Below are 21,996 nucleotides of genomic sequence, written 5' to 3' on the forward strand. Positions count from 1 at the left end.
AGCCAGTTTCCCCCTTGGAAAACCGGTAAAATACGACTAACTACGGCTACGAGATAAAGCGTGCGATTCGTCGTGCGCTTTATTTCATTTCGTCCAAGATGGTGGGTGGCCTTTCGATCGGGTCTTAATTTCCCTCCTGAGACGGGTAAGACCAAGAAGATCGAGGGTTTTCATTCCCTCGGGCGGATTTGGCTCATCCCGTAAAACGGACCTGAACGCCGGGACATCTGGACCGGCAAATATGAGCCGGGGTGCACAAGCATCCCTAACTTGGAGAGAACTGTGGATAGAGCCCAGAAAGAGAAAGTGGTCGAGGAACTCGGCCAGATCTTCGAAAGCTCTGGCGTCGTAGTGGTTGCCCACTACGCCGGTCTGACAGTTGCCGAGATGCAGGATCTGCGCGCGCGTGCAAGCGACGCGAACAGTTCCGTGCGTGTTGCCAAGAACAGGCTCGCCAAAATCGCCCTCGAGGGAAAGCCGTGTGACAGCATGGCCGGCCTGCTGACAGGGATGACTGTTCTGACCTATTCCGAAGACCCCGTGTCCGCCGCCAAGGTGGCCGAGGGTTTCGCCAAGGATAACAAAAAGTTTGAAATCCTCGGCGGCGCAATGGGTGAGAATGCTCTGGACCGCGCAGGCGTCGAAGCCGTGTCGAAAATGCCGTCCCGCGACGAGCTTATTGCTCAGATCGCAAGCTGCATTGGCGCACCCGCTTCCAACATCGCCGGCGCAATTGGCGCACCTGCAAGCAACATCGCAAGCATCCTTTCGACCATCGAAGAGAAGGCGGAAGCTGCGTAAGCGGTTGGCACTGAATGACTGGCGTGGGGCAAAGCCTGCACGTTGGAACACACATACTGTAAACGGAAAGAGCTGATACAATGGCTGATCTGAAAGCACTCGCAGAAAGCATCGTGGGTCTGACCCTGCTGGAAGCACAAGAACTGAAAACCATCCTCAAAGACGAATATGGCATCGAGCCCGCAGCCGGCGGCGCAGTTGTCATGGCAGCCGGCGGCGACGCCGGTGGCGCAGCTGAGGAAGAAAAGACCGAATTCGACGTCGTTCTGAAGAACGCCGGCGCTTCCAAAATCAACGTGATCAAAGAAGTCCGCGGCATCACCGGTCTGGGCCTGAAAGAAGCCAAAGAACTGGTCGAAGCCGGCGGCAAGATCAAAGAAGGCGTCGACAAAGCCGAAGCCGAAGACGTCAAAGCCAAGCTGGAAGCAGCTGGCGCAGAAGTCGAGCTGGCCTAAGCCCTGCTCCTGGTGCATTTCTGATGCATCGGAAATTTGGCTGGGTCCGGAGTTCTCCGGGCCCAGCCGAACCTGTCTTAAAAAGGGCCTCTGAGGGGGCGTTTTTTCAGGCGGAGTTCAAAGGATCGGGAGGCTGCCTTCGGGACGGTGGCCATGAATTGATCCGAACGCGCTGTCTCGTATGGGCAAGGTGCCGGGGCCCGGCGGCATCCTTGACCGGTGAGAACTCGAAAGGTGACATCTGACATGGCTCAATCGTTCCTTGGCCAGAAACGTCTACGCAAATACTACGGCAAAATCCGCGAAGTGCTGGAGATGCCGAACCTCATTGAGGTGCAGAAATCTTCCTACGACCTGTTCCTGCGCTCTGGCGATGAAGCCGAGCCGCTGGACGGCGAAGGCATCAAAGGTGTGTTCCAGTCGGTTTTCCCGATCAAGGACTTCAACGAGACCTCGGTCCTGGAGTTCGGCAAATACGCGTTTGAGAAACCGAAATACGACGTCGAAGAGTGCATGCAGCGCGACATGACCTACAGCGCGCCGCTGAAGGTCACCCTGCGCCTGATCGTCTTTGATGTGGACGAAGACACCGGCGCCAAGTCCGTGAAGGACATCAAGGAACAGGACGTCTTCATGGGCGACATGCCCCTGATGACCCCGAACGGCACCTTTGTCGTCAACGGCACCGAGCGTGTGATCGTGTCCCAGATGCACCGTTCGCCGGGCGTGTTCTTCGACCACGACAAGGGCAAGACCCACTCCTCGGGCAAGCTGCTGTTTGCCTGCCGCATCATCCCGTACCGCGGCTCCTGGCTGGATTTCGAATTCGACGCCAAGGACATCGTCTTTGCCCGTATCGACCGCCGCCGCAAACTGCCGGTGACCACTCTGCTGTACGCCCTGGGCCTGGACCAGGACGCCATCATGAGCGCCTATTACAACACCGTCCAGTTCAAGCTTGAAAAGTCCCGCGGCTGGGTCACCCCGTTCTTCCCCGACCGTGTGCGCGGCACCCGCCCGACCTATGACCTGGTCGATGCGGCCACTGGCGAGATCATCTGCGAGGCCGGCAAGAAAGTTACCCCGCGCGCCGTCAAGAAGATGATCGAAGAAGGCACCATCACCGAGCTTCTGGTGCCCTTCGAGCATATCGTCGGCAAATATGTCTCCCAGGACATCATCAACGAAGAAAACGGCGCGATTTATGTCGAAGCCGGTGATGAGCTGACCCTGGAATACGACAAGGACGGCGAACTGATCGGCGGCTCCCTGAAAGAGCTGCTGGATGCCGGCATCACCGATATTCCGGTGCTGGACATCGACAACGTCAACGTCGGCCCCTACATGCGCAACACCATGGCGCAGGACAAGAACCGGACCCGCGAAAGCGCGCTGATGGACATCTATCGCGTGATGCGCCCGGGCGAGCCGCCCACCGTCGAGGCCGCGTCGGCCCTGTTCGACACCCTGTTCTTTGATGGCGAGCGTTACGACCTGTCCGCCGTTGGCCGCGTGAAGATGAACATGCGCCTGGCCCTGGACGCTGAGGACACCCAGCGCACCCTGCGCAAGGAAGACATTGTCGCCTGCATCAAGGCGCTGGTCGACCTGCGGGACGGCCGCGGCGATATCGACGACATCGACCACCTCGGCAACCGCCGCGTGCGGTCCGTCGGCGAGCTGATGGAAAACCAGTACCGTGTCGGCCTGCTGCGCATGGAGCGCGCGATCAAGGAACGTATGTCCTCGGTCGAGATCGACACCGTGATGCCGCAGGATCTGATCAACGCGAAACCGGCGGCAGCCGCAGTACGCGAATTCTTCGGCTCCTCGCAGCTGTCGCAGTTCATGGACCAGACCAACCCGCTGTCGGAAGTCACCCACAAGCGCCGTCTCTCGGCGCTTGGCCCCGGCGGTTTGACCCGCGAGCGTGCCGGCTTTGAGGTCCGCGACGTTCACCCGACCCACTATGGCCGGATGTGCCCGATTGAAACGCCGGAAGGCCCGAACATCGGTCTGATCAACTCGCTGGCCACTTTTGCGCGCGTCAACAAATACGGCTTCATCGAAACGCCTTACCGCGTTGTCAATGAAGGCCAGGTGACCGACGAAGTGCACTACATGTCGGCGACCGAAGAAATGCGCCACACCGTGGCGCAGGCCAACGCGACCCTGGACGAGGGTGGCAAGTTCATCAACGACCTGGTGTCGACCCGTCAGTCCGGCGACTACACCCTGGCGCCGCGCGAAAGCGTCGACCTGATCGACGTCAGCCCGAAACAGCTGGTCTCGGTTGCGGCCTCGCTGATTCCGTTCCTGGAAAACGACGACGCCAACCGCGCTCTGATGGGCTCGAACATGCAGCGTCAGGCGGTTCCGCTCCTGCGCGCCGAGGCGCCGCTGGTCGGCACCGGCATCGAGGAAAAGGTTGCGATCGACTCCGGCGCGGCCATTCAGGCCAAGCGTGCGGGCATCATCGACCAGGTTGATGCGCAGCGTATCGTGATCCGGGCGACTTCGGATCTGGAGCTGGGCGACGCGGGCGTTGACATCTACCGGATGCGCAAGTTCCAGCGTTCGAACCAGAACACCTGCATCAACCAGCGTCCGCTGGTGAAGGTGGGCGACACCGTGACCAAGGGCGAAGTCATCGCCGATGGTCCGTCGACCGATATGGGCGAACTGGCTCTGGGTAAAAACGTGGTCGTCGCGTTCATGCCGTGGAACGGCTACAACTACGAAGACTCCATCCTGATCTCCGAGCGCATCGCGCGTGACGACGTCTTCACCTCGGTTCACATCGAGGAATTCGAAGTCGCCGCCCGTGACACCAAGCTTGGGCCGGAAGAAATCACCCGCGACATCCCCAACGTCGGCGAGGAAGCCCTGCGCAACCTCGACGAAGCGGGCATCGTCTACATCGGTGCCGATGTGGAACCGGGCGACATTCTGGTCGGCAAGATTACACCCAAGGGCGAAAGCCCGATGACCCCGGAAGAAAAGCTGCTGCGCGCCATCTTCGGCGAAAAAGCATCTGACGTGCGCGATACTTCGCTGCGCGTGAAGCCGGGCGATTACGGTACTGTGGTCGAAGTGCGCGTCTTCAACCGCCACGGCGTTGAAAAAGACGAGCGTGCGCTGCAGATCGAGCGTGAGGAAGTCGAACGTCTGGCCCGTGACCGGGACGACGAGCTGGCGATCCTGGACCGCAACATCTATGCCCGCCTGCGCGGCATGATCCTGGGCAAAGTGGCTGTCAAAGGCCCGAAAGGCGTGCGTTCCGGTGCCCCGATCGACGAGGAACTGCTGGACAGCCTGTCGCGCGGCCAGTGGTGGATGCTTGCCCTCGAGGAAGAGCAGGACGCTCAGGTCGTCGAGGCCCTGAACGAGCAGTACGAGGCGCAGAAGCGTGCCTTGGATGCCCGTTTCGAGGACAAGGTCGAAAAAGTCCGCCGCGGCGACGACCTGCCGCCGGGTGTGATGAAGATGGTCAAAGTCTTCATCGCGGTGAAGCGCAAGCTGCAGCCGGGCGACAAGATGGCCGGCCGTCACGGCAACAAAGGTGTGATCTCGAAAGTGGTGCCGATGGAGGACATGCCGTTCCTCGCCGACGGTACCCCGGTCGACTTCTGCCTTAACCCGCTGGGTGTTCCGTCGCGTATGAACGTTGGTCAAATCCTGGAGACCCACATGGGCTGGGCCGCACGCGGCCTTGGCATCAAAGTGGATGACGCGCTTCAGGAATACCGCCGCTCGGGCGACCTGACTCCGGTCCGTGAAGCGATGCACCACGCCTATGGCGACGACGTCTATGACGAAGGCATCGCCAGCATGTCCGAGGACGCGCTGATCGACGCCGCAGGAAACGTGACCCGCGGTGTGCCGATTGCGACCCCGGTCTTTGACGGCGCTAAGGAAGACGATGTGAACGACGCGCTGGTGCGTGCGGGCTTTGACCAGTCCGGACAGTCGATCCTGTTCGACGGCCGCACCGGCGAGCAGTTCGCGCGTCCGGTCACCGTCGGCATCAAGTACCTGCTGAAGCTGCACCACCTGGTGGACGACAAAATCCACGCGCGTTCCACCGGCCCGTACTCGCTTGTTACCCAGCAGCCGCTGGGCGGTAAGGCGCAGTTCGGCGGTCAGCGCTTTGGTGAGATGGAAGTCTGGGCTCTGGAAGCCTATGGCGCCGCCTACACCCTGCAGGAGATGCTCACCGTCAAATCGGATGACGTCGCCGGCCGGACCAAGGTCTATGAGTCGATCGTCAAGGGCGAGGACAACTTTGAAGCGGGCGTACCGGAATCGTTCAACGTTCTGGTTAAAGAAGTCCGTGGCCTCGGCCTGAACATGGAACTCCTGGATGCGGAAGAAGAGTAAGGGCTCCGGCCCTTACCCCCTCCTCCCTTCCGCACGAATTTGAGGTATCAAAATGAACCAGGAAATCACCAACAACCCGTTCAACCCGCTGACGCCGCCCAAGGTCTTTGATGAAATCAAAGTCTCGCTGGCGTCGCCGGAACGGATCCTGTCGTGGTCCTATGGCGAAATCAAAAAGCCTGAGACCATCAACTACCGGACCTTCAAGCCCGAGCGCGACGGCCTGTTCTGCGCCCGGATCTTTGGCCCGATCAAAGACTACGAATGCCTGTGCGGCAAATATAAGCGGATGAAATACCGCGGCGTCGTCTGCGAAAAATGCGGCGTCGAGGTTACCCTGCAGAAAGTGCGCCGCGAGCGCATGGGCCACATCGAACTGGCTGCACCCGTTGCGCACATCTGGTTCCTGAAGTCGCTGCCGTCCCGCATCGGCCTGATGCTGGACATGACCCTGCGCGACCTGGAACGTGTTCTGTACTTTGAAAACTACGTTGTCATCGAGCCGGGCCTGACTGACCTCAGTTACGGCCAGATGATGACCGAAGAAGAGTACATGGACGCTCAGGATGCCTATGGCATGGACGCCTTCACCGCCAACATCGGCGCCGAAGCGATCCGTGACATGCTGGCCCAGATCGACCTGGAATCAGAAGCCGAACACCTGCGCGCCGAACTGGCCGAAGCGACCGGCGAACTGAAGCCCAAGAAGATCATCAAGCGTCTGAAGGTTGTGGAGAGCTTCCTGGAATCGGGCAACCGCCCGGAATGGATGATCATGACCGTGATCCCGGTCATCCCGCCGGAACTGCGTCCGCTGGTTCCGCTGGACGGCGGCCGCTTCGCGACCTCCGACCTCAATGACCTGTACCGCCGCGTGATCAACCGGAACAACCGTCTGAAGCGGCTGATCGAACTGCGCGCGCCTGACATCATCGTCCGCAACGAAAAGCGGATGCTGCAGGAATCCGTTGACGCACTGTTCGACAACGGCCGCCGCGGCCGTGTCATCACCGGCGCCAACAAGCGTCCGCTGAAGTCGCTGTCCGACATGCTGAAGGGTAAGCAGGGCCGCTTCCGTCAGAACCTTTTGGGTAAGCGCGTCGACTTCTCCGGCCGTTCGGTGATTGTGACCGGTCCCGAGCTGAAGCTGCACCAGTGCGGCCTGCCCAAGAAGATGGCGCTCGAACTGTTCAAGCCCTTCATCTACTCGCGTCTGGAGGCCAAAGGTCTGTCCTCCACAGTGAAACAGGCCAAGAAGCTGGTCGAAAAAGAGCGTCCCGAAGTTTGGGATATCCTCGACGAGGTGATCCGCGAACACCCGGTGATGCTGAACCGTGCGCCGACGCTGCACCGTCTTGGCATCCAGGCGTTTGAACCCACGCTGATCGAAGGTAAGGCCATCCAGCTGCACCCGCTGGTCTGTTCGGCGTTCAACGCGGACTTTGACGGCGACCAGATGGCTGTGCACGTCCCGCTGAGCCTTGAGGCCCAGCTGGAAGCGCGCGTCCTGATGATGTCCACCAACAACGTGCTGTCGCCGGCCAACGGCGCACCGATCATTGTTCCCTCGCAGGATATGATTCTGGGTCTCTACTATGTGACCCTGGAACGCGAAGGCATGCCCGGTGAAGGCATGGTGTTCGGCTCGATCGAGGAAGTTCAGCACGCGCTGGACGCAGGTGTTGTTCACCTGCACACCAAGATCACGGCCCGGATCACGCAGTTCGACGAAGAAGGCAACGAGGTTCAGTCACGGTTCGAAACCACGCCTGGCCGTGTCCGTCTGGGCGCACTGCTGCCGAAGAACGTCAAAGCGCCGTTTGAGCTGGTCAACCGCCTGCTGCGGAAGAAAGAAGTGCAGCAGGTCATCGACACCGTCTACCGTTACTGCGGTCAGAAAGAGTCGGTTATCTTCTGCGACCAGATCATGACCATGGGCTTCCGCGAAGCGTTCAAGGCGGGCATTTCGTTCGGCAAGGACGACATGGTGATCCCCGACACCAAATGGACGCTGGTCGACGAGACCCGCGATCAGGTGAAGGATTTCGAACAGCAGTACATGGACGGCCTGATCACTCAGGGCGAAAAGTACAACAAAGTTGTCGATGCCTGGTCCAAGTGTAACGACAAGGTCACCGACGCGATGATGGGCACCATCTCCGCAGATAAGCGCGACGAAGCTGGCGCCGTGATGGAACCGAACTCGGTTTACATGATGGCCCACTCCGGTGCGCGTGGCTCGGTAACCCAGATGAAGCAGCTGGGCGGCATGCGCGGCCTGATGGCCAAGCCGAACGGCGACATCATCGAGACTCCGATCATCTCGAACTTTAAAGAAGGCCTGACCGTTCTCGAGTACTTCAACTCGACCCACGGTGCCCGTAAGGGTCTGTCCGATACCGCGCTTAAGACGGCGAACTCGGGTTACCTGACCCGCCGTCTGGTGGACGTGGCTCAGGACTGCATCGTGCGTGAGAACGATTGCGGCACCGAGCGTGCGATTACTGCCGAAGCGGCTGTGAACGACGGTGAAGTCGTCGCGACCCTGGGCGAGCGTCTTCTGGGCCGCGTGGCCGCAGACGACATCCTGCGTCCGGGCACCGAAGAAGTCATCATCGCTGCAGGCCAGCTGATCGACGAACGCATGGCGGATGCCGTGGAAGAGGCCGGCGTTCAGTCGACCCGTATCCGCTCGCCGCTGACCTGCGAGTCGGAAGAGGGCGTCTGCGCCATGTGCTATGGCCGTGACCTGGCGCGCGGCACCAAGGTGAACGAAGGCGAAGCGGTGGGTATCATCGCGGCGCAGTCGATCGGCGAACCTGGCACCCAGCTGACCATGCGGACCTTCCACATCGGCGGCGTTGCGCAGGGTGGCCAGCAGTCGTTCCAGGAAGCGTCTCAGGAAGGCAAGATCGTCTTCGAAATGCCGCAGACCCTGGAAAACGCCAACGGCGAGACCATGGTTGTCGGCCGCAACATGAAGCTGATCATCCAGGACGAACACGGCGAAGAACGTGCCAGCCACAAGCTGGGCTACGGTTCCAAGCTGTTCGTCAAGGAAGGTCAGGACATTGCGCGCGGCGACAAGCTGTTCGAATGGGATCCCTACACCCTGCCGATCATCGCCGAGAAGCCCGGTACCGCGAAATACGTGGACCTGGTCTCGGGCCTGGCGGTCCGCGACGAGACCGACGAAGCCACCGGCATGACCCAGAAGATCGTGATCGACTGGCGCACGGCTCCGAAAGGCTCGGATCTGAAGCCGGAGATCATCCTGGTCGACAGCAACGGCGAGCCGATGCGCAACGATCTGGGCAATCCGCTGACCTACCCGATGTCGGTGGATGCGATCCTCTCGGTCGAAGACGGCCAGCAGGTTGTGGCAGGTGACGTTGTTGCGCGTATCCCGCGTGAAGGCGCCAAGACCAAGGACATCACCGGTGGTCTGCCGCGCGTTGCGGAACTGTTCGAAGCCCGCCGTCCGAAAGACCACGCGATCATCGCCGAAATCGATGGCTACGTGCGCTTTGGCCGCGACTACAAGAACAAGCGCCGCATCGCGATCGAACCGTCGGACGAGTCGCGGGACGCCGTCGAATACATGGTGCCCAAGGGCAAGCACATTCCGGTTCAGGAAGGTGATTTTGTCCAGAAGGGCGACTATATCATGGACGGCAACCCGGCGCCGCATGACATCCTGTCCATCATGGGTGTCGAGGCTCTGGCCAACTACATGATCGACGAAGTGCAGGACGTTTACCGCCTGCAGGGTGTGAAGATCAACGACAAGCACATCGAGGTGATCGTCCGCCAGATGCTGCAGAAGTGGGAGATCTCGGACTCCGGCGACACCACGCTGCTGAAAGGCGAGCACGTGGACAAGCAGGAGTTTGACGCAGCCAACGAGAAATCGCTGGCCCGCGGCAAGCGCCCGGCACAGGGCGAACCGATCCTGCTCGGCATCACCAAGGCGTCGCTGCAGACCCGTTCCTTCATCTCGGCGGCCTCCTTCCAGGAGACCACGCGGGTCCTCACCGAGGCTTCGGTGCAGGGCAAGAAGGACAAGCTGGTCGGCCTCAAGGAAAACGTCATCGTGGGCCGCCTGATCCCGGCCGGCACCGGTGGTGCGACCCAGGCAGTGCGCGCCATTGCCCAAGGCCGCGACAACGTGGTTCTGGAAGCCCGCCGCGAAGAAGCCGAAGCCGCTGCAGCCCTGGCCGCACCGGTGATGGACGAAGATGCGATGGGCGGCGACGATCTGGATATCCTGGTCGAAACCCCGGAAAGCCGCGACTAAGCCACGGCTCATACCTTCAGGAAAAGCCCCCGCATGATCTCATGCGGGGGCTTTTTCATTTCTGCAACCGCGGCTATCTGTAGTCAGGCAGGGGATCGGGCCGGACAACACGGCTGCAGGCGGGGAGCGGTGATGGATATCAGGCTGCGGATGATCGGATTGGTGCGGTTTTCCGTACTCAGCACGAATTACTATTCAGAGCGGTTCAACAGCTTGGAGGAAAAGGCTGCGCATCTGTTCTCGCCGGAACGGATGGAGTTGCGCTTCCGGCTGTTCGAACATTTGTGCCTGCGGTCGCTGACACAGCAGAGCGACCCAAGTTTCCGGCTGATCGTTCTGACCTCCGAAGATCTGCCTGATCCCTATCTGGAGCGGCTGCTGGAGCTGACAGAACCCTATAGCAATATCTTTTGCCACGGCGCGGCCCCGGATACGCACTACCAGCAGCTGAAGGACGCTTTCGGCCTGGTGAATTTACGGCGCGCCACCCATCACGTTCTGTTCCGGCTGGATGATGACGATGCTTTGGACCGGAATTTCGTCAAACGCACCAAGGGCTTTGCCCGCGCCATGATTCCGTTGCAGGGCGATGGGCAGACCCCTTTTATGATCGCCCATAACCGTGGCTTGTATCTGGAAAAAACCGCCGCCGGAGCGGAGCTGTATGACACCTGCGAGCGGTCGCCGTTGTCCGCCGGCCTGTCGCTGGTTGCTCCGGCGGATCACCCGGCCAACCCCTATGCGTTCAACCACCGCAAAATTGCGCAGCACTATAATACGTTTTCCGACATTTCGGTGCCCGCATTCCTGCGGACCATTCATGGCGACAATAAATCGGACCCTGCGCAACTGGGCCTGACCCGGAAATGGCCCGCACACCAAATCGAAGACGCGCTGAACGAGCATTTCGGCTATACAGCGGCGCACCTGAAGGCCTTGCTGCCGTAGCAGCCTGCCTGGCCGCTGCCGGCTTAGCGCGGCTTGAACGCCGCCCGCACTTTGGCAGCCCGCAGACCAAAGGCCGTAGCAAACTCAAGCTCTTGTTTGCGGGTCAGCGGTGCGACGTCAACAGCTGCGGCGCCGTCTTGCCGGGAGTCATTGAACCGGTTGTGGCTTCGGACCCACATGGGGACGTCGGTTAGGGTGACAGACGGCATGTGGTGGTGAATACGGTGGTGGGCAAAGTTCATGATCGTTTTGCGGCTGCCCGCTGCCACGTGCATGCCAAGGGCTGCGGTGAAATAGGGCCGGACGGTTGGCGCTGCTGAAATGCCGTCCGGGCCGAACTCCGCGACATAGCCCCGGTTGAAATCAATCGCCGCCGAGGCGGATTTGGCAAACAGCTTGGCGCAGTCTCTTGCGGTGTCCCGCAGACGCTCGACAAATTCCGTTGCCACCGCGTCATCATCGTCGAACCTGAACTGCAGGCAGGGCTGGCCGGGTTGGCGCCGCGCGCCGTTCAAAAGATATTTCATCACCTCACGATGCTTGCGCGGCGGTTCCGCATGAAGCTGGATTTGCGGTATGTCCGCTATCAAATCCTGCAACCGGTCGCGGTGAACCTGGGGCAGGCTGTCGCCGATCACCATGATCAAGTCAAAATCCTGGTCGGTTTGCTCCCGCAGGCAGGGCAGGGCGACGGTTTCCAGCAGCCGGAACCGCTCTTCCATCCGGGCTTCGGCATAGAGATAGGCAATCCGCTCTTCAATCGTTTCTTGCTCCACTTGGAACCCGCCGATGGCCGGATAGGAAAACCGGCACAATCCGATGACTTGCATTCTGAAATCCGTCTTATACTAAAGCGCTGCCGCCGCGACTATGCCGCTCAGCTGTGCTGCGGGCAAGGGCGGGCAGGGGCGCGGGCACCGGTGCGGTCCTGCTGGCAGCAAACCCGCACCGCCCGCTGTTGACAACCTGGGCGACTCCCCATATACGCGCGCTTATCCGGCACCCGGAGTGTATTCTTCGAAAGCCGAATTCAAAATTGCAGTGGCTCAAGGCTTGGGCACTTTTACCACCCGGGCCCTCTGTAACCTCACCGCGTCGTCTCACCTCGGAATGGGAGCGATTGCGGTTTTTGCGCTTGTGGACGCACAAGTGCAGCGAAATCACCCGCACGCGCCGGCGTGCATGACAGTGTTGCGAAACGGGGAAAACCTGAATGCCAACGATCCAGCAGCTGATCCGCAAGCCGCGTCAGCCGAAACGCAAAGTTTCGAAGTCCCAGCACCTCGAGCAGTGCCCGCAGAAGCGCGGCGTCTGCACCCGCGTGTACACCACCACACCGAAGAAACCGAACTCCGCTATGCGGAAAGTTGCCAAGGTCCGCCTGACCAACGGTTTCGAAGTGATCTCCTACATCCCCGGTGAAAGCCACAACCTTCAGGAGCACTCTGTGGTTCTGATCCGCGGCGGCCGGGTAAAAGACCTTCCGGGTGTCCGTTACCACATCCTGCGCGGTGTTCTGGATACCCAGGGCGTTAAAGACCGTAAACAACGCCGTTCGAAGTACGGCGCGAAGCGTCCTAAGTAAGAAGGAGAGGCTGATATGTCACGTCGTCACGCCGCCGAAAAACGCGAAGTTCTGCCCGACGCCAAGTTCGGCGACCGCGTTCTGACCAAATTCATGAACAACCTGATGATCGACGGCAAGAAGTCGGTCGCAGAGCGTATCGTCTACAACGCCTTTGACCGCGTTGAAGGCAAGATCAAGCGCGCGCCGGTTGAAGTGTTCCACGAAGCTCTCGACAACATCAAACCCTCGGTCGAAGTCCGTTCGCGCCGTGTGGGCGGTGCCACCTACCAGGTGCCGGTTGAAGTCCGCCCCGAGCGCCGTGAAGCGCTGGCAATCCGCTGGCTGATCACTGCTGCGCGCAAGCGCAACGAAAACACCATGGAAGAGCGCCTTGCAGGCGAGCTGATGGACGCTGTCCAGTCCCGTGGCACCGCAGTGAAAAAGCGCGAAGACACCCATAAGATGGCCGAGGCGAACAAAGCCTTCAGCCATTACCGCTGGTAAGCCGGAGGACCTAGACCTATGGCACGCGACTATCCGCTCGAACTGTACCGTAACTTCGGTATCATGGCGCACATCGATGCAGGTAAAACCACCTGCTCCGAGCGCATCCTGTATTACACCGGCAAATCCCACAACATCGGTGAGGTGCACGACGGTGCAGCCACCATGGACTGGATGGAGCAGGAACAGGAACGCGGCATCACCATCACTTCGGCTGCGACCACCACTTTCTGGGAACGCACCGAGGATGGCCAGACCGCTGACTCGCCCAAGCACCGCCTGAACATCATCGACACCCCTGGCCACGTTGACTTCACCATCGAAGTTGAACGCTCGCTGGCGGTTCTCGACGGTGCTGTCTGTGTTCTGGACGCCAACGCCGGTGTTGAACCCCAGACCGAAACCGTGTGGCGCCAGGCTGACCGCTACAAGGTTCCGCGCATGGTGTTCGTCAACAAGATGGACAAGATCGGCGCTGACTTCTTCAACTGCGTTGAAATGATCGAAGACCGCACCGGCGCCCGCGCGGTTCCGGTTGGTGTGCCGATCGGCGCCGAAACCGAGCTGGAAGGCCTGGTTGATCTGGTCAACATGGAAGAATGGCTGTGGCAGGGCGAAGACCTTGGCGCATCGTGGATCAAAGCACCGATCCGTGACAGCCTGAAAGACATGGCTGATGAATGGCGCGGTAAGATGATCGAGGCGGCCGTCGAAATGGACGACGACGCCATGGAAGCTTACCTGGAAGGCGAAGAGCCTGACGTGCCGACCCTGCGCAAACTGCTGCGCAAGGGCACGCTGGAAATGGCCTTTGTGCCGGTTCTGGGCGGCTCCGCGTTCAAAAACAAAGGCGTGCAGCCGCTGCTGAACGCTGTGATCGACTACCTGCCCAGCCCGCTGGACGTTGTCGATTACATGGGCTTCAAACCCGGTGACGAAGAAGAAGTCCGTGATATCGCCCGCCGTGCGGACGACAACATGGCGTTCTCGGGTCTGGCGTTCAAAATCATGAACGACCCCTTCGTCGGCTCGCTGACCTTTACCCGGATCTATTCCGGTGTCCTGAACAAGGGCGACACGCTCTTGAACTCGACCAAAGGCAAGAAAGAGCGCGTTGGCCGGATGATGATGATGCACTCGAACAACCGTGAGGAAATCACGGAAGCGTTCGCGGGCGACATCATCGCGTTGGCAGGTCTGAAAGACACCACCACCGGTGACACCATCTGCGCTGTCAACGACCCGGTCGTGCTGGAAACCATGACCTTCCCCGATCCGGTTATCGAAATCGCGGTTGAGCCCAAGACCAAGGCCGACCAGGAGAAAATGTCCCAGGGTCTGCAGCGTCTTGCTGCCGAAGATCCGTCCTTCCGTGTTGAGACCGACATCGAGTCCGGTCAGACCATCATGAAGGGCATGGGCGAACTTCACCTGGACATCCTGGTTGACCGTCTGAAGCGTGAATTCAAGGTCGAAGCCAACATCGGTGCGCCGCAGGTGGCCTACCGCGAGACCATCTCCAAAGAGGTCGAGCATTCCTACACCCACAAGAAACAGTCGGGTGGTTCGGGCCAGTTCGCCGAGGTGAAACTGATCATCTCGCCGACAGAGCCGGGCGAAGGCTACTCCTTCGAATCCCGTATCGTCGGCGGTGCGGTTCCGAAGGAATACATCCCGGGCGTCGAAAAAGGCATCAAGTCCGTCATGGATTCTGGCCCGCTGGCCGGCTTCCCCGTGATCGACTTCAAGGTTGCCCTGATCGACGGTAAGTTCCACGATGTGGACTCCTCGGTTCTGGCCTTTGAAATCGCGGCCCGCATGGGCATGCGTGAAGGTATGCGCAAGGCTGGTGCGAAACTGCTCGAACCGGTGATGAAAGTCGAAGTGATCACCCCGGAAGACTATACCGGCGGTATCATCGGCGATCTGACCTCGCGCCGGGGCCAGGTGTCCGGCCAGGAGAACCGCGGCAACGCAATCGCGATCGACGCGTTTGTGCCGCTGGCGAACATGTTCGGCTACATCAACACCCTGCGTTCGATGAGCTCGGGCCGCGCCCAGTTCACCATGCAGTTCGACCACTACGAACCGGTTCCGCAGAACATCTCGGAAGAGATCCAGGCGAAATTCGCGTAAGCGTCATAAAAATTGAGGGGTTCGCGTCCGCTGCGGCCCCCTCTCGAAACAATAGGAGGCCATCATGGCTAAGGAAAAGTTTGAACGCACAAAACCGCACGTCAACATCGGCACCATCGGCCACGTTGACCACGGCAAAACCACGCTGACCGCAGCAATCACCAAATACTTCGGTGACTTCAAAGCCTACGACCAGATCGACGGCGCACCGGAAGAAAAAGCCCGCGGCATCACCATCTCGACCGCCCACGTCGAGTATGAGACCGAGACCCGCCACTACGCCCACGTCGACTGCCCCGGCCACGCTGACTATGTGAAGAACATGATCACCGGCGCGGCGCAGATGGACGGCGCGATCCTGGTTGTGAACGCAGCTGACGGCCCGATGCCGCAGACCCGCGAGCACATCCTGCTGGGCCGCCAGGTTGGCATCCCGCACATGGTTGTCTTCATGAACAAGGTTGACCAGGTCGACGACGAAGAGCTCCTGGAGCTGGTCGAAATGGAAATCCGCGAGCTGCTGTCCTCCTACGACTACCCGGGCGACGATATCCCGATCATCGCGGGTTCGGCTCTGGCCGCAATGGAAGGCAACAAGCCTGAAATCGGCGAAGAGAAGATCAAAGAGCTGATGGCGGCTGTGGATGAGTACATCCCGACCCCGGCGCGTGCGGTTGACCAGCCGTTCCTGATGCCGGTCGAAGACGTGTTCTCGATCTCGGGCCGCGGCACCGTTGTGACCGGCCGGGTTGAGCGCGGCGTGATCAACGTTGGCGACGCGATCGAAATCGTTGGCATCCGCGACACCAAAACCACCACCTGCACCGGTGTTGAAATGTTCCGCAAGCTGCTGGACCGCGGTGAAGCCGGCGACAACATCGGCGCCCTGCTGCGCGGCATCGACCGTGACGGTGTTGAGCGCGGCCAGGTTCTGTGCGCCCCGAAATCGGTGAACCCGCACACCAAGTTCGAAGCCGAAGCCTATATCCTGACCAAGGAAGAAGGCGGCCGTCACACGCCGTTCTTTGCGAACTACCGTCCGCAGTTCTACTTCCGCACCACCGACGTGACCGGCACCGTGACCCTGCCCGAGGGCACCGAGATGGTTATGCCCGGCGACAACCTGAAGTTCGACGTTGAACTGATCGCCCCGATCGCGATGGAAAACGGCCTGCGCTTCGCCATCCGCGAAGGCGGCCGCACCGTCGGCGCTGGCGTCGTTTCCAAAATTACCGAGTAATTTTGGAAACAGTGGGTGGCAGGCGGTTTTCGTTAGAAAATCGCCGAGAACCCACACAGGATTGTTCTGCGAAAGGGCCGCTCAATCGAGCGGCCCTTTTTCTATGCGCTGACGCTGGAACAGGGCAGGGACCGGCCAGGGGCCGAAGGCCGTCTTGCAAAAGCTCCGGTGGAGCTTTTGAGGCCGCAGGGAGCGTCAGCTCCGGGTGCGATGCAATCGCGCCCGCCCTCCGGGCTGGCCGGGCGCGGCCCGAACGCGGGGCGTCCGGGCGTGAGAGCGTGATTGATCGGTTGCTTGGGTTAGTTAAGCTGCTAACTTCATTGGTGAAATTGGAAAAAATGAACTTGAAGGTTTGAGGTGGCTGTTCGACCACCAAATGAAAACCCCTACCATCATCCATATGTTAAGCCGTTGGCTGTTGATCTTGAGGAGGTTGAGAGAATAGCGCGTGATTGTTTTGAGATAGTGCTAGCCTCTCGCTCAGTTGGCGCATTTTGGAATGGCGATTTGGAGGAGTTTGGTGAGAAGAGCGATTGGTCCTTCCCTAGCTTGATGGCAGCTCATTTGGGAACTGCCGAAGAACGCTTGTCGACCTCCTTGGCGAAACTAGCCGTTCTATTTCGAGCTTTGGATGATCAACTGGCGACTGATGATGATTACAATGAATGTAAAGCAAGGCTGGAAAGTGAACTATCTCCTTTCCTGACTGCTTATTCAGGTGAAGGTATACCAACCACGCTTAGAGAGTCCTGCAACAAGATCATCCATTGCGAAGACTTTCGCCCGGTCTATGACAACGGCTCTGAGCCACGTGATGAGGGTGTCTACTATATGACAGGTGAAATCGAGCTTGAGGGCAGGAAGGGGACTAAGAATTGGTTGGTTTCAGTAGACCTATTTAATCTTTTGGAAGGGGTGATGGATACGATCTGCTTTTTCAAAGCAAAGGGCTAATTTCCAAGACTTTGGATAGTTAGTTTGGAGTGGTCAATCTGCCCTCCTAAACCTCCCTTTAACACTCCCAAACAAACCCCAAACCCACCGTCCGCCGCAAACGCAACCGTTTCGCCGCGAAACCCCTTGCCACATTGCCCTATCAGGCGTATAGCGCGCAGGTTCGCCATGTGCGGATAGAGGCGGGGTGATTCCCGCCTTTTGGGTTCGACGAGGGTTCCGCGGTGGTCGCAGGCCCTCCTCTCAACCTCAACGCCTCAATAAAGGCAGATGTAATGCAAAGCCAAAACATTCGCATTCGGCTGAAGGCATTCGATTACCGCGTTCTGGATGCCAGCACGCAGGAAATCGTCAACACAGCCAAGCGCACCGGCGCTCAGGTTCGTGGCCCGATCCCGATGCCGAACAAGATCGAGAAATTCACTGTTCTGCGTGGCCCCCACGTTGACAAGAAATCCCGTGACCAGTTCGAAATCCGGACGCACAAGCGTCTTCTCGACATCGTTGATCCGACCCCCCAGACCGTGGACGCGCTGATGAAGCTCGACCTCGCCGCTGGTGTGGACGTCGAAATCAAGCTGCAGTCGTAAGATCGGAGGGTAATGAATATGCGCTCTGGTATTATCGCAAAGAAAGTCGGCATGACCCGGCTGTTCCTGGAAGACGGCAAGCAGATCCCTGTGACCGTTCTGTCGCTGGACGGCCTGCAGGTTGTTGCGCAGCGCACCGATGACAAAGACGGCTACACCGCCGTTCAGCTCGGTGCTGGTTCCGCCAAGGCAAAGCGCACGTCGCAAGCCATGCGCGGCCATTTCGCAGCAGCCAAGGTTGCGCCGAAGCGCAAGCTCGTGGAATTCCGCGTGCCCGCAGACGCCCTGATCGAAGTCGGCGCCGAGATTTCGGCCGAACACTTCCTGGCTGGCCAGAAAGTGGACGTCACCGGCACCTCGATCGGTAAAGGTTTCGCCGGTGCCATGAAGCGGCACAACTTCGGCGGCCTGCGCGCCACGCACGGTGTGTCGATCTCGCACCGTTCGCACGGCTCCACCGGTCAGTGTCAGGATCCGGGCAAAGTCTTCAAAGGCAAGAAGATGGCCGGCCACATGGGCGCAGCCCGCGTGACCACCCAGAACCTGGAAGTGGTGAAAACCGACGCCGACCGCGGCCTGGTCTTCATCAAAGGCGCCGTTCCCGGCCCGAAATCCGGCTGGGTCACCGTCAAGGACGCCGTGAAGAAGAAAGCGCCCGAAGGTCTGCCGTTCCCGGCCGGTCTGAAAGCGGCTGCAACCGATGCACCGGCTGTTGAAGCCCCCGCGGAAGGTGGTGAAGCATGAAACTTGACGTGATCAAACTCGACGGCGGCAAGTCCGGCGACATCGAGCTGTCCGAAGACCTGTTCGGCCTGGAGCCGCGTGCGGACATCCTGCACCGTGTGGTCCGCTGGCAGCGCAACAACGCGCAGGCCGGCACCCACAAGGTGAAGACCCGCTCGGAGACCTCCTATTCGACCAAGAAGATCTATCGCCAGAAGGGCACCGGCGGCGCACGCCACGGTGACCGCAACGCGCCGATCTTCCGCAAGGGCGGTATCTACAAAGGCCCGGTTGTCCGTTCGCACGGCCACGATCTGACCAAGAAGTTCCGCAAGCTGGGTCTGCGCCACGCGCTGTCCGCAAAGGCAAAAGCGGGCGAGCTGGTCATCATCGAGGATGCAGCCTCCGAAGGCAAAACCGCCGCTCTGGCCAAACAGGTGAAAAACCTGGGCTGGAAACGCGCGCTGGTCATCGACGGCTCTTCGGTCAACGAAGACTTCCTGAAAGCGTCGCGCAACATTGAAGGCCTGGATATCCTGCCGACAATGGGCGCAAACGTCTATGATATCCTGAAGCGTGACACCCTGGTGATCACCAAAGCGGGTATCGAAGCACTGGAGGCTCGCCTGAAATGAGCGCTAAAGCTGAACACTACGATGTGGTCCGCAAGCCGATCATCACCGAGAAAACCACCATGGCGTCCGAAAACGGCGCGGTAGTTTTCGAAGTGGCAATCGACTCGAACAAGCCGATGATCAAAGAAGCTGTTGAGGCTCTCTTTGGCGTCAAGGTGAAGGCGGTCAACACCACCATCACCAAAGGCAAGGTCAAGCGGTTCCGCGGCCAGATGGGCCGTCGCAAAGACGTCAAAAAAGCCTATGTGACCCTGGAAGAAGGCAACACAATCGACGTGTCCACCGGACTCTGAGATCTGCCTCTTTGAGACTTTGGAAGGCCCTCGCTAAAAGCGGGGGCCTTTTTCATATGCGCAGGGCGGGCATGTCTGCATGGCGGGTCCCTTGGTGAAGTCCATCCGCTGATTAATAGCCGCTGGCGGTTAAGATCCGCGAAGCCCTGCGTGCGCTGCCTGCGCAACGGGCGGCGTTCAAAAACGGCGCCCCGGCCCTATCATTCCTGGCGCTATAGCGTATGGGAGGGGGGCCTTAAGGAGAATGAACGATGGGACCTTCACAGAGTTTACCTGAACTGGTCGCGGCGGCGCGGGCCAATGCCAAGACGCTTGAGGATCGCATCACGGCGGCGCAAACCCCTGACGGCGGGCCGGCGGGATCTGCGGGCCAAGTTGAGGAGCTTCGCGCGGCCACGGTTGCGCTGGAAGCGCAAGCGGTCGATATCTTCACCCTGTTCGAGGCGCGGATGCAGCACCACTTCAGGCGCGGGCCGTTCTCGCGGAAATTGACATCCCTGCTGTCGCAGTCCGGGCAAACCGGCCTCGCCGAAAGGGTCCATCAGTATTATCTGGTGATCAACGTTTTGAAGCACGGCAAGGGTGCGAGCTACCGGGAATTGCTGAATGCTCCGGGGTCCAAATTTGCCGTGAACACCAGCCGGGACACTGCCGCCGATGATGCACAGCAATCAGTTGGGCTGGTAGACATCAGTTTCCCCGGCTTCTTTGCCGGGCTGACCGAAACCATTCTGGAAGCCAGTCGGTTCCTCGAAAAGCAATAGGGCGCATCCCGCCGCGCCAGCGTCATGCTGAAAGCTTGGCTAAGGTAGGACCCGGCCCCATGAGGCGCTGAACGGGCGTCTTGTCCCCGGCGCGGAATCAAGGCCGCAGGCCGCCGCGCCAGCGCCGTCCCGCCCCCATTGGGCGGCGCTTTGGCTGGTGTTCAGCGTGTCTGTGGGGTCTTGGGGATTTGGCCGGGATAAAGTGGCCTACGCGACGTTGACAGCGCCACCCCGCGGGACGGCGCTGTCACGGCTCTGACTTGCTATGCTACGGAAGCGTATGCGACAACGCAGAAGACAGCGAAAACAATAAGAATAGCAAGGCGGCCTGTGGCGTTGGCTTCAAAGTTCTGTCCGACTTTGATCAGCAGCTTTTCCTTCTCTCCAGGCATTACTCAGTCCCCGCGGTAAGGCGTTCGATTTGTTCCCGGAGGTAGAAGTTTTCGACGGTCTTATAGAGACCTGCCCAGTGGTTTCGGTTTTTGCCTAGAACGTTGGGTGCGGGCCCAATTTCCTTGACCGTTGCATGGGTTTCATTGAAGAGGTCATGTGCAACCTGTTTCCAAACATGCTTTACATGATCGAATCCGCCTTCCCACTCTGCGAAGCCTGTTGTCGGGTCTATTCGAACATAGTTCCGGAAGGCTCCCAAAAGCGGATAGGTGGCACCTTTTGTCAGCCTCTTATCGTGGCGATCGAGTTTTGCGAAGGGGAATTCAAAGCTACCTGCCTTCTTTGAGGCCACCTCAATGTATGCAGGGGTAGCTCCCTTTTGGCCGATGATCTCGGAACGAACTCTTAGGAAGTCTCTGCGGATGATGTCATAAAGTTCGAGGATTTGGGGGAGCAGCGGTTCAAGTTTAGCGTATTTCCGTTGCTCCGGATGGGCGCGGTTTTCCTTGAAGTCCTCTCCGAACCTCTTTAATGGCAAAGACCATTTTTCGTAGGCTGAGATTGGGTACTTTCCGCTGCGATTGGGGTAGTCGATTACATTCATGATCTCTAGGGCCGAGATCAATTCCCTAACATCGACAGCATTGGTATCGCTTTCCTTGTAGGAAACATCGTTGGCCCAATCCTGGGGCGCAATAACGTCTTTTATCCCTTGAAACGCCCCGTCTAGATCGAAAATGGATTGGGGCTTCACAGCAATTCCAGTGTTCTGCCCCCGAGCAATGTCCACTCGTAGAGTATGATCGTTGGCGCCTTCTACTCCGGTAATGATGCGAATTTCAACGTGCTGGCCTTCCGCTATTGAGTCGTCATCTTGACATTCCCAAATGAGGTTGGCGGTGTGTCCGCCATTTGCAATGCCGTACTCATCGTCGATCATGACGTCAAAGGTGCGTTTCTCTACAGTCTTGACCTCTTCCCCGATGATGGTGATGCCGAGGTTGAGTAGGTCGAATGTACCCGGTAAAGCCTCGTTACCTCTAAGGCTCTCTCTAACATCCTTATAGACAGAGCGGTTCATACCGGTTGCTTCACGCAGGTTTGCTTTCTGAGGCAAGTTCTTCGGAAGGTTTGCTGCAGGGACTAGGAATATGTGCTTTTGGATGTTCGGAAAGTGAGGGTGTCTGAAGCTACGCGCTTCCGAAACCTCAAAACGATAAGGTTTAATAGCCATATAAAGGCTCCTTTTTCAGTGCCGACGGCGCGGCCTAAGACCTGCAGGCACGATGGCCTTTCACAGGGAACACGGTGGTTCA

17 protein-coding genes are annotated in these 21,996 nt (G+C 59.3%); 15 read left to right on the forward strand and 2 right to left on the reverse strand.

Annotated elements, in window-relative coordinates; all coding sequences use genetic code 11:
* The first annotated feature begins 282 nt into the window (after positions 1-282).
* From rplJ to AQUI_RS0109635, 5 genes are all read left to right on the forward strand, one after another.
* Positions 283-801 (forward strand): 50S ribosomal protein L10, encoded by a 519-nt coding sequence (gene rplJ, locus AQUI_RS0109615; protein ID WP_027257332.1) that lies wholly within the window; start codon positions 283-285, stop codon positions 799-801.
* Between the two features lie 80 nt (positions 802-881).
* A complete protein-coding gene (gene rplL / locus AQUI_RS0109620; protein ID WP_008204003.1) occupies positions 882-1,256 on the forward strand; it encodes a 50S ribosomal protein L7/L12 in 375 nt (124 codons plus the stop codon).
* A 246-nt stretch (positions 1,257-1,502) separates the two neighbouring features.
* Positions 1,503-5,636, forward strand: coding sequence for a DNA-directed RNA polymerase subunit beta (rpoB, locus tag AQUI_RS0109625; protein WP_027257333.1), 4,134 nt, complete (start codon positions 1,503-1,505; stop codon positions 5,634-5,636).
* A gap of 52 nt (positions 5,637-5,688) precedes the next feature.
* Positions 5,689-9,933 (forward strand): DNA-directed RNA polymerase subunit beta', encoded by a 4,245-nt coding sequence (rpoC, locus tag AQUI_RS0109630; protein ID WP_027257334.1) that lies wholly within the window; start codon positions 5,689-5,691, stop codon positions 9,931-9,933.
* A gap of 132 nt (positions 9,934-10,065) precedes the next feature.
* Positions 10,066-10,881 (forward strand): glycosyltransferase, encoded by an 816-nt coding sequence (locus tag AQUI_RS0109635; RefSeq protein ID WP_027257335.1) that lies wholly within the window; start codon positions 10,066-10,068, stop codon positions 10,879-10,881.
* A 23-nt stretch (positions 10,882-10,904) separates the two neighbouring features.
* On the opposite strand, the gene AQUI_RS0109640 is transcribed toward AQUI_RS0109635, so the two are convergent.
* Complete coding sequence (locus AQUI_RS0109640; RefSeq protein ID WP_027257336.1) at positions 10,905-11,711, reverse strand: putative rhamnosyl transferase; 807 nt, start codon at positions 11,709-11,711, stop codon at positions 10,905-10,907.
* 383 nt (positions 11,712-12,094) lie between these two features.
* Here AQUI_RS0109640 and rpsL point away from each other — a divergent pair, with 383 nt between their 5' ends.
* From rpsL to AQUI_RS0109690, 10 genes are all read left to right on the forward strand, one after another.
* Positions 12,095-12,466 carry a 30S ribosomal protein S12 gene (gene rpsL, locus AQUI_RS0109645; RefSeq protein WP_008204009.1) on the forward strand — a complete coding sequence of 124 codons (372 nt, stop codon included), beginning with the start codon at positions 12,095-12,097 and terminating at the stop codon, positions 12,464-12,466.
* A gap of 15 nt (positions 12,467-12,481) precedes the next feature.
* Positions 12,482-12,952 (forward strand): 30S ribosomal protein S7, encoded by a 471-nt coding sequence (gene rpsG, locus AQUI_RS0109650; protein ID WP_027257337.1) that lies wholly within the window; start codon positions 12,482-12,484, stop codon positions 12,950-12,952.
* Positions 12,953-12,970: 18 nt separating this feature from the next.
* The gene (gene fusA, locus AQUI_RS0109655) at positions 12,971-15,088 is read left to right on the forward strand and encodes an elongation factor G (protein ID WP_027257338.1); all 2,118 of its coding nucleotides are present in this window, start codon (positions 12,971-12,973) and stop codon (positions 15,086-15,088) included.
* Positions 15,089-15,152: 64 nt separating this feature from the next.
* Positions 15,153-16,328, forward strand: coding sequence for an elongation factor Tu (gene tuf / locus AQUI_RS0109660; RefSeq protein ID WP_027257324.1), 1,176 nt, complete (start codon positions 15,153-15,155; stop codon positions 16,326-16,328).
* Positions 16,329-16,685: 357 nt separating this feature from the next.
* A complete protein-coding gene (locus AQUI_RS0109665; RefSeq protein WP_169730787.1) occupies positions 16,686-17,282 on the forward strand; it encodes a hypothetical protein in 597 nt (198 codons plus the stop codon).
* A gap of 275 nt (positions 17,283-17,557) precedes the next feature.
* Complete coding sequence (gene rpsJ, locus AQUI_RS0109670) at positions 17,558-17,872, forward strand: 30S ribosomal protein S10 (RefSeq protein WP_019298501.1); 315 nt, start codon at positions 17,558-17,560, stop codon at positions 17,870-17,872.
* Between the two features lie 18 nt (positions 17,873-17,890).
* Complete coding sequence (gene rplC / locus AQUI_RS0109675) at positions 17,891-18,616, forward strand: 50S ribosomal protein L3 (RefSeq protein ID WP_027257340.1); 726 nt, start codon at positions 17,891-17,893, stop codon at positions 18,614-18,616.
* Positions 18,613-19,230 (forward strand): 50S ribosomal protein L4, encoded by a 618-nt coding sequence (rplD, locus tag AQUI_RS0109680; protein WP_027257341.1) that lies wholly within the window; start codon positions 18,613-18,615, stop codon positions 19,228-19,230. Before rplC ends, rplD begins: the two co-directional genes overlap by 4 nt.
* Positions 19,227-19,523: a 50S ribosomal protein L23 gene (locus AQUI_RS0109685; RefSeq protein WP_024088533.1), complete on the forward strand. Its 297-nt coding sequence runs from the start codon at positions 19,227-19,229 to the stop codon at positions 19,521-19,523. The genes rplD and AQUI_RS0109685 overlap by 4 nt, the downstream gene beginning before the upstream one ends.
* Before the next feature lie 251 nt (positions 19,524-19,774).
* Positions 19,775-20,287, forward strand: a complete 513-nt coding sequence (locus AQUI_RS0109690; protein ID WP_027257342.1) for a hypothetical protein — start codon at positions 19,775-19,777, stop codon at positions 20,285-20,287.
* Positions 20,288-20,678: 391 nt separating this feature from the next.
* Here AQUI_RS0109690 and AQUI_RS0109700 read toward each other — a convergent pair whose 3' ends face one another.
* Complete coding sequence (locus AQUI_RS0109700) at positions 20,679-21,914, reverse strand: AIPR family protein (protein ID WP_027257343.1); 1,236 nt, start codon at positions 21,912-21,914, stop codon at positions 20,679-20,681.
* Positions 21,915-21,996: the final 82 nt, after the last annotated feature.

The sequence above is a fragment of the Leisingera aquimarina DSM 24565 genome, assembly GCF_000473165.1.
In the GTDB taxonomy this organism is placed as follows: Bacteria; Pseudomonadota; Alphaproteobacteria; order Rhodobacterales; family Rhodobacteraceae; genus Leisingera; species Leisingera aquimarina.

Bases quoted from the DNA above. Each gene is read 5' to 3' on its own strand.
- rplC (WP_027257340.1), top strand. From the start codon at position 17,891: ATGCGCTCTGGTATTATCGCAAAGAAAGTCGGCATGACCCGGCTGTTC.
- rpsJ (WP_019298501.1), top strand. From the start codon at position 17,558: ATGCAAAGCCAAAACATTCGCATTCGGCTGAAGGCATTCGATTACCGC.
- rplL (WP_008204003.1), top strand. From the start codon at position 882: ATGGCTGATCTGAAAGCACTCGCAGAAAGCATCGTGGGTCTGACCCTG.
- rplD (WP_027257341.1), top strand. From the start codon at position 18,613: ATGAAACTTGACGTGATCAAACTCGACGGCGGCAAGTCCGGCGACATC.
- AQUI_RS0109690 (WP_027257342.1), top strand. From the start codon at position 19,775: ATGGGACCTTCACAGAGTTTACCTGAACTGGTCGCGGCGGCGCGGGCC.
- tuf (WP_027257324.1), top strand. From the start codon at position 15,153: ATGGCTAAGGAAAAGTTTGAACGCACAAAACCGCACGTCAACATCGGC.
- rpoB (WP_027257333.1), top strand. From the start codon at position 1,503: ATGGCTCAATCGTTCCTTGGCCAGAAACGTCTACGCAAATACTACGGC.
- fusA (WP_027257338.1), top strand. From the start codon at position 12,971: ATGGCACGCGACTATCCGCTCGAACTGTACCGTAACTTCGGTATCATG.
- rpoC (WP_027257334.1), top strand. From the start codon at position 5,689: ATGAACCAGGAAATCACCAACAACCCGTTCAACCCGCTGACGCCGCCC.
- rpsL (WP_008204009.1), top strand. From the start codon at position 12,095: ATGCCAACGATCCAGCAGCTGATCCGCAAGCCGCGTCAGCCGAAACGC.
- AQUI_RS0109635 (WP_027257335.1), top strand. From the start codon at position 10,066: ATGGATATCAGGCTGCGGATGATCGGATTGGTGCGGTTTTCCGTACTC.
- AQUI_RS0109685 (WP_024088533.1), top strand. From the start codon at position 19,227: ATGAGCGCTAAAGCTGAACACTACGATGTGGTCCGCAAGCCGATCATC.
- AQUI_RS0109640 (WP_027257336.1), bottom strand. From the start codon at position 11,711: ATGCAAGTCATCGGATTGTGCCGGTTTTCCTATCCGGCCATCGGCGGG.
- AQUI_RS0109700 (WP_027257343.1), bottom strand. From the start codon at position 21,914: ATGGCTATTAAACCTTATCGTTTTGAGGTTTCGGAAGCGCGTAGCTTC.
- rpsG (WP_027257337.1), top strand. From the start codon at position 12,482: ATGTCACGTCGTCACGCCGCCGAAAAACGCGAAGTTCTGCCCGACGCC.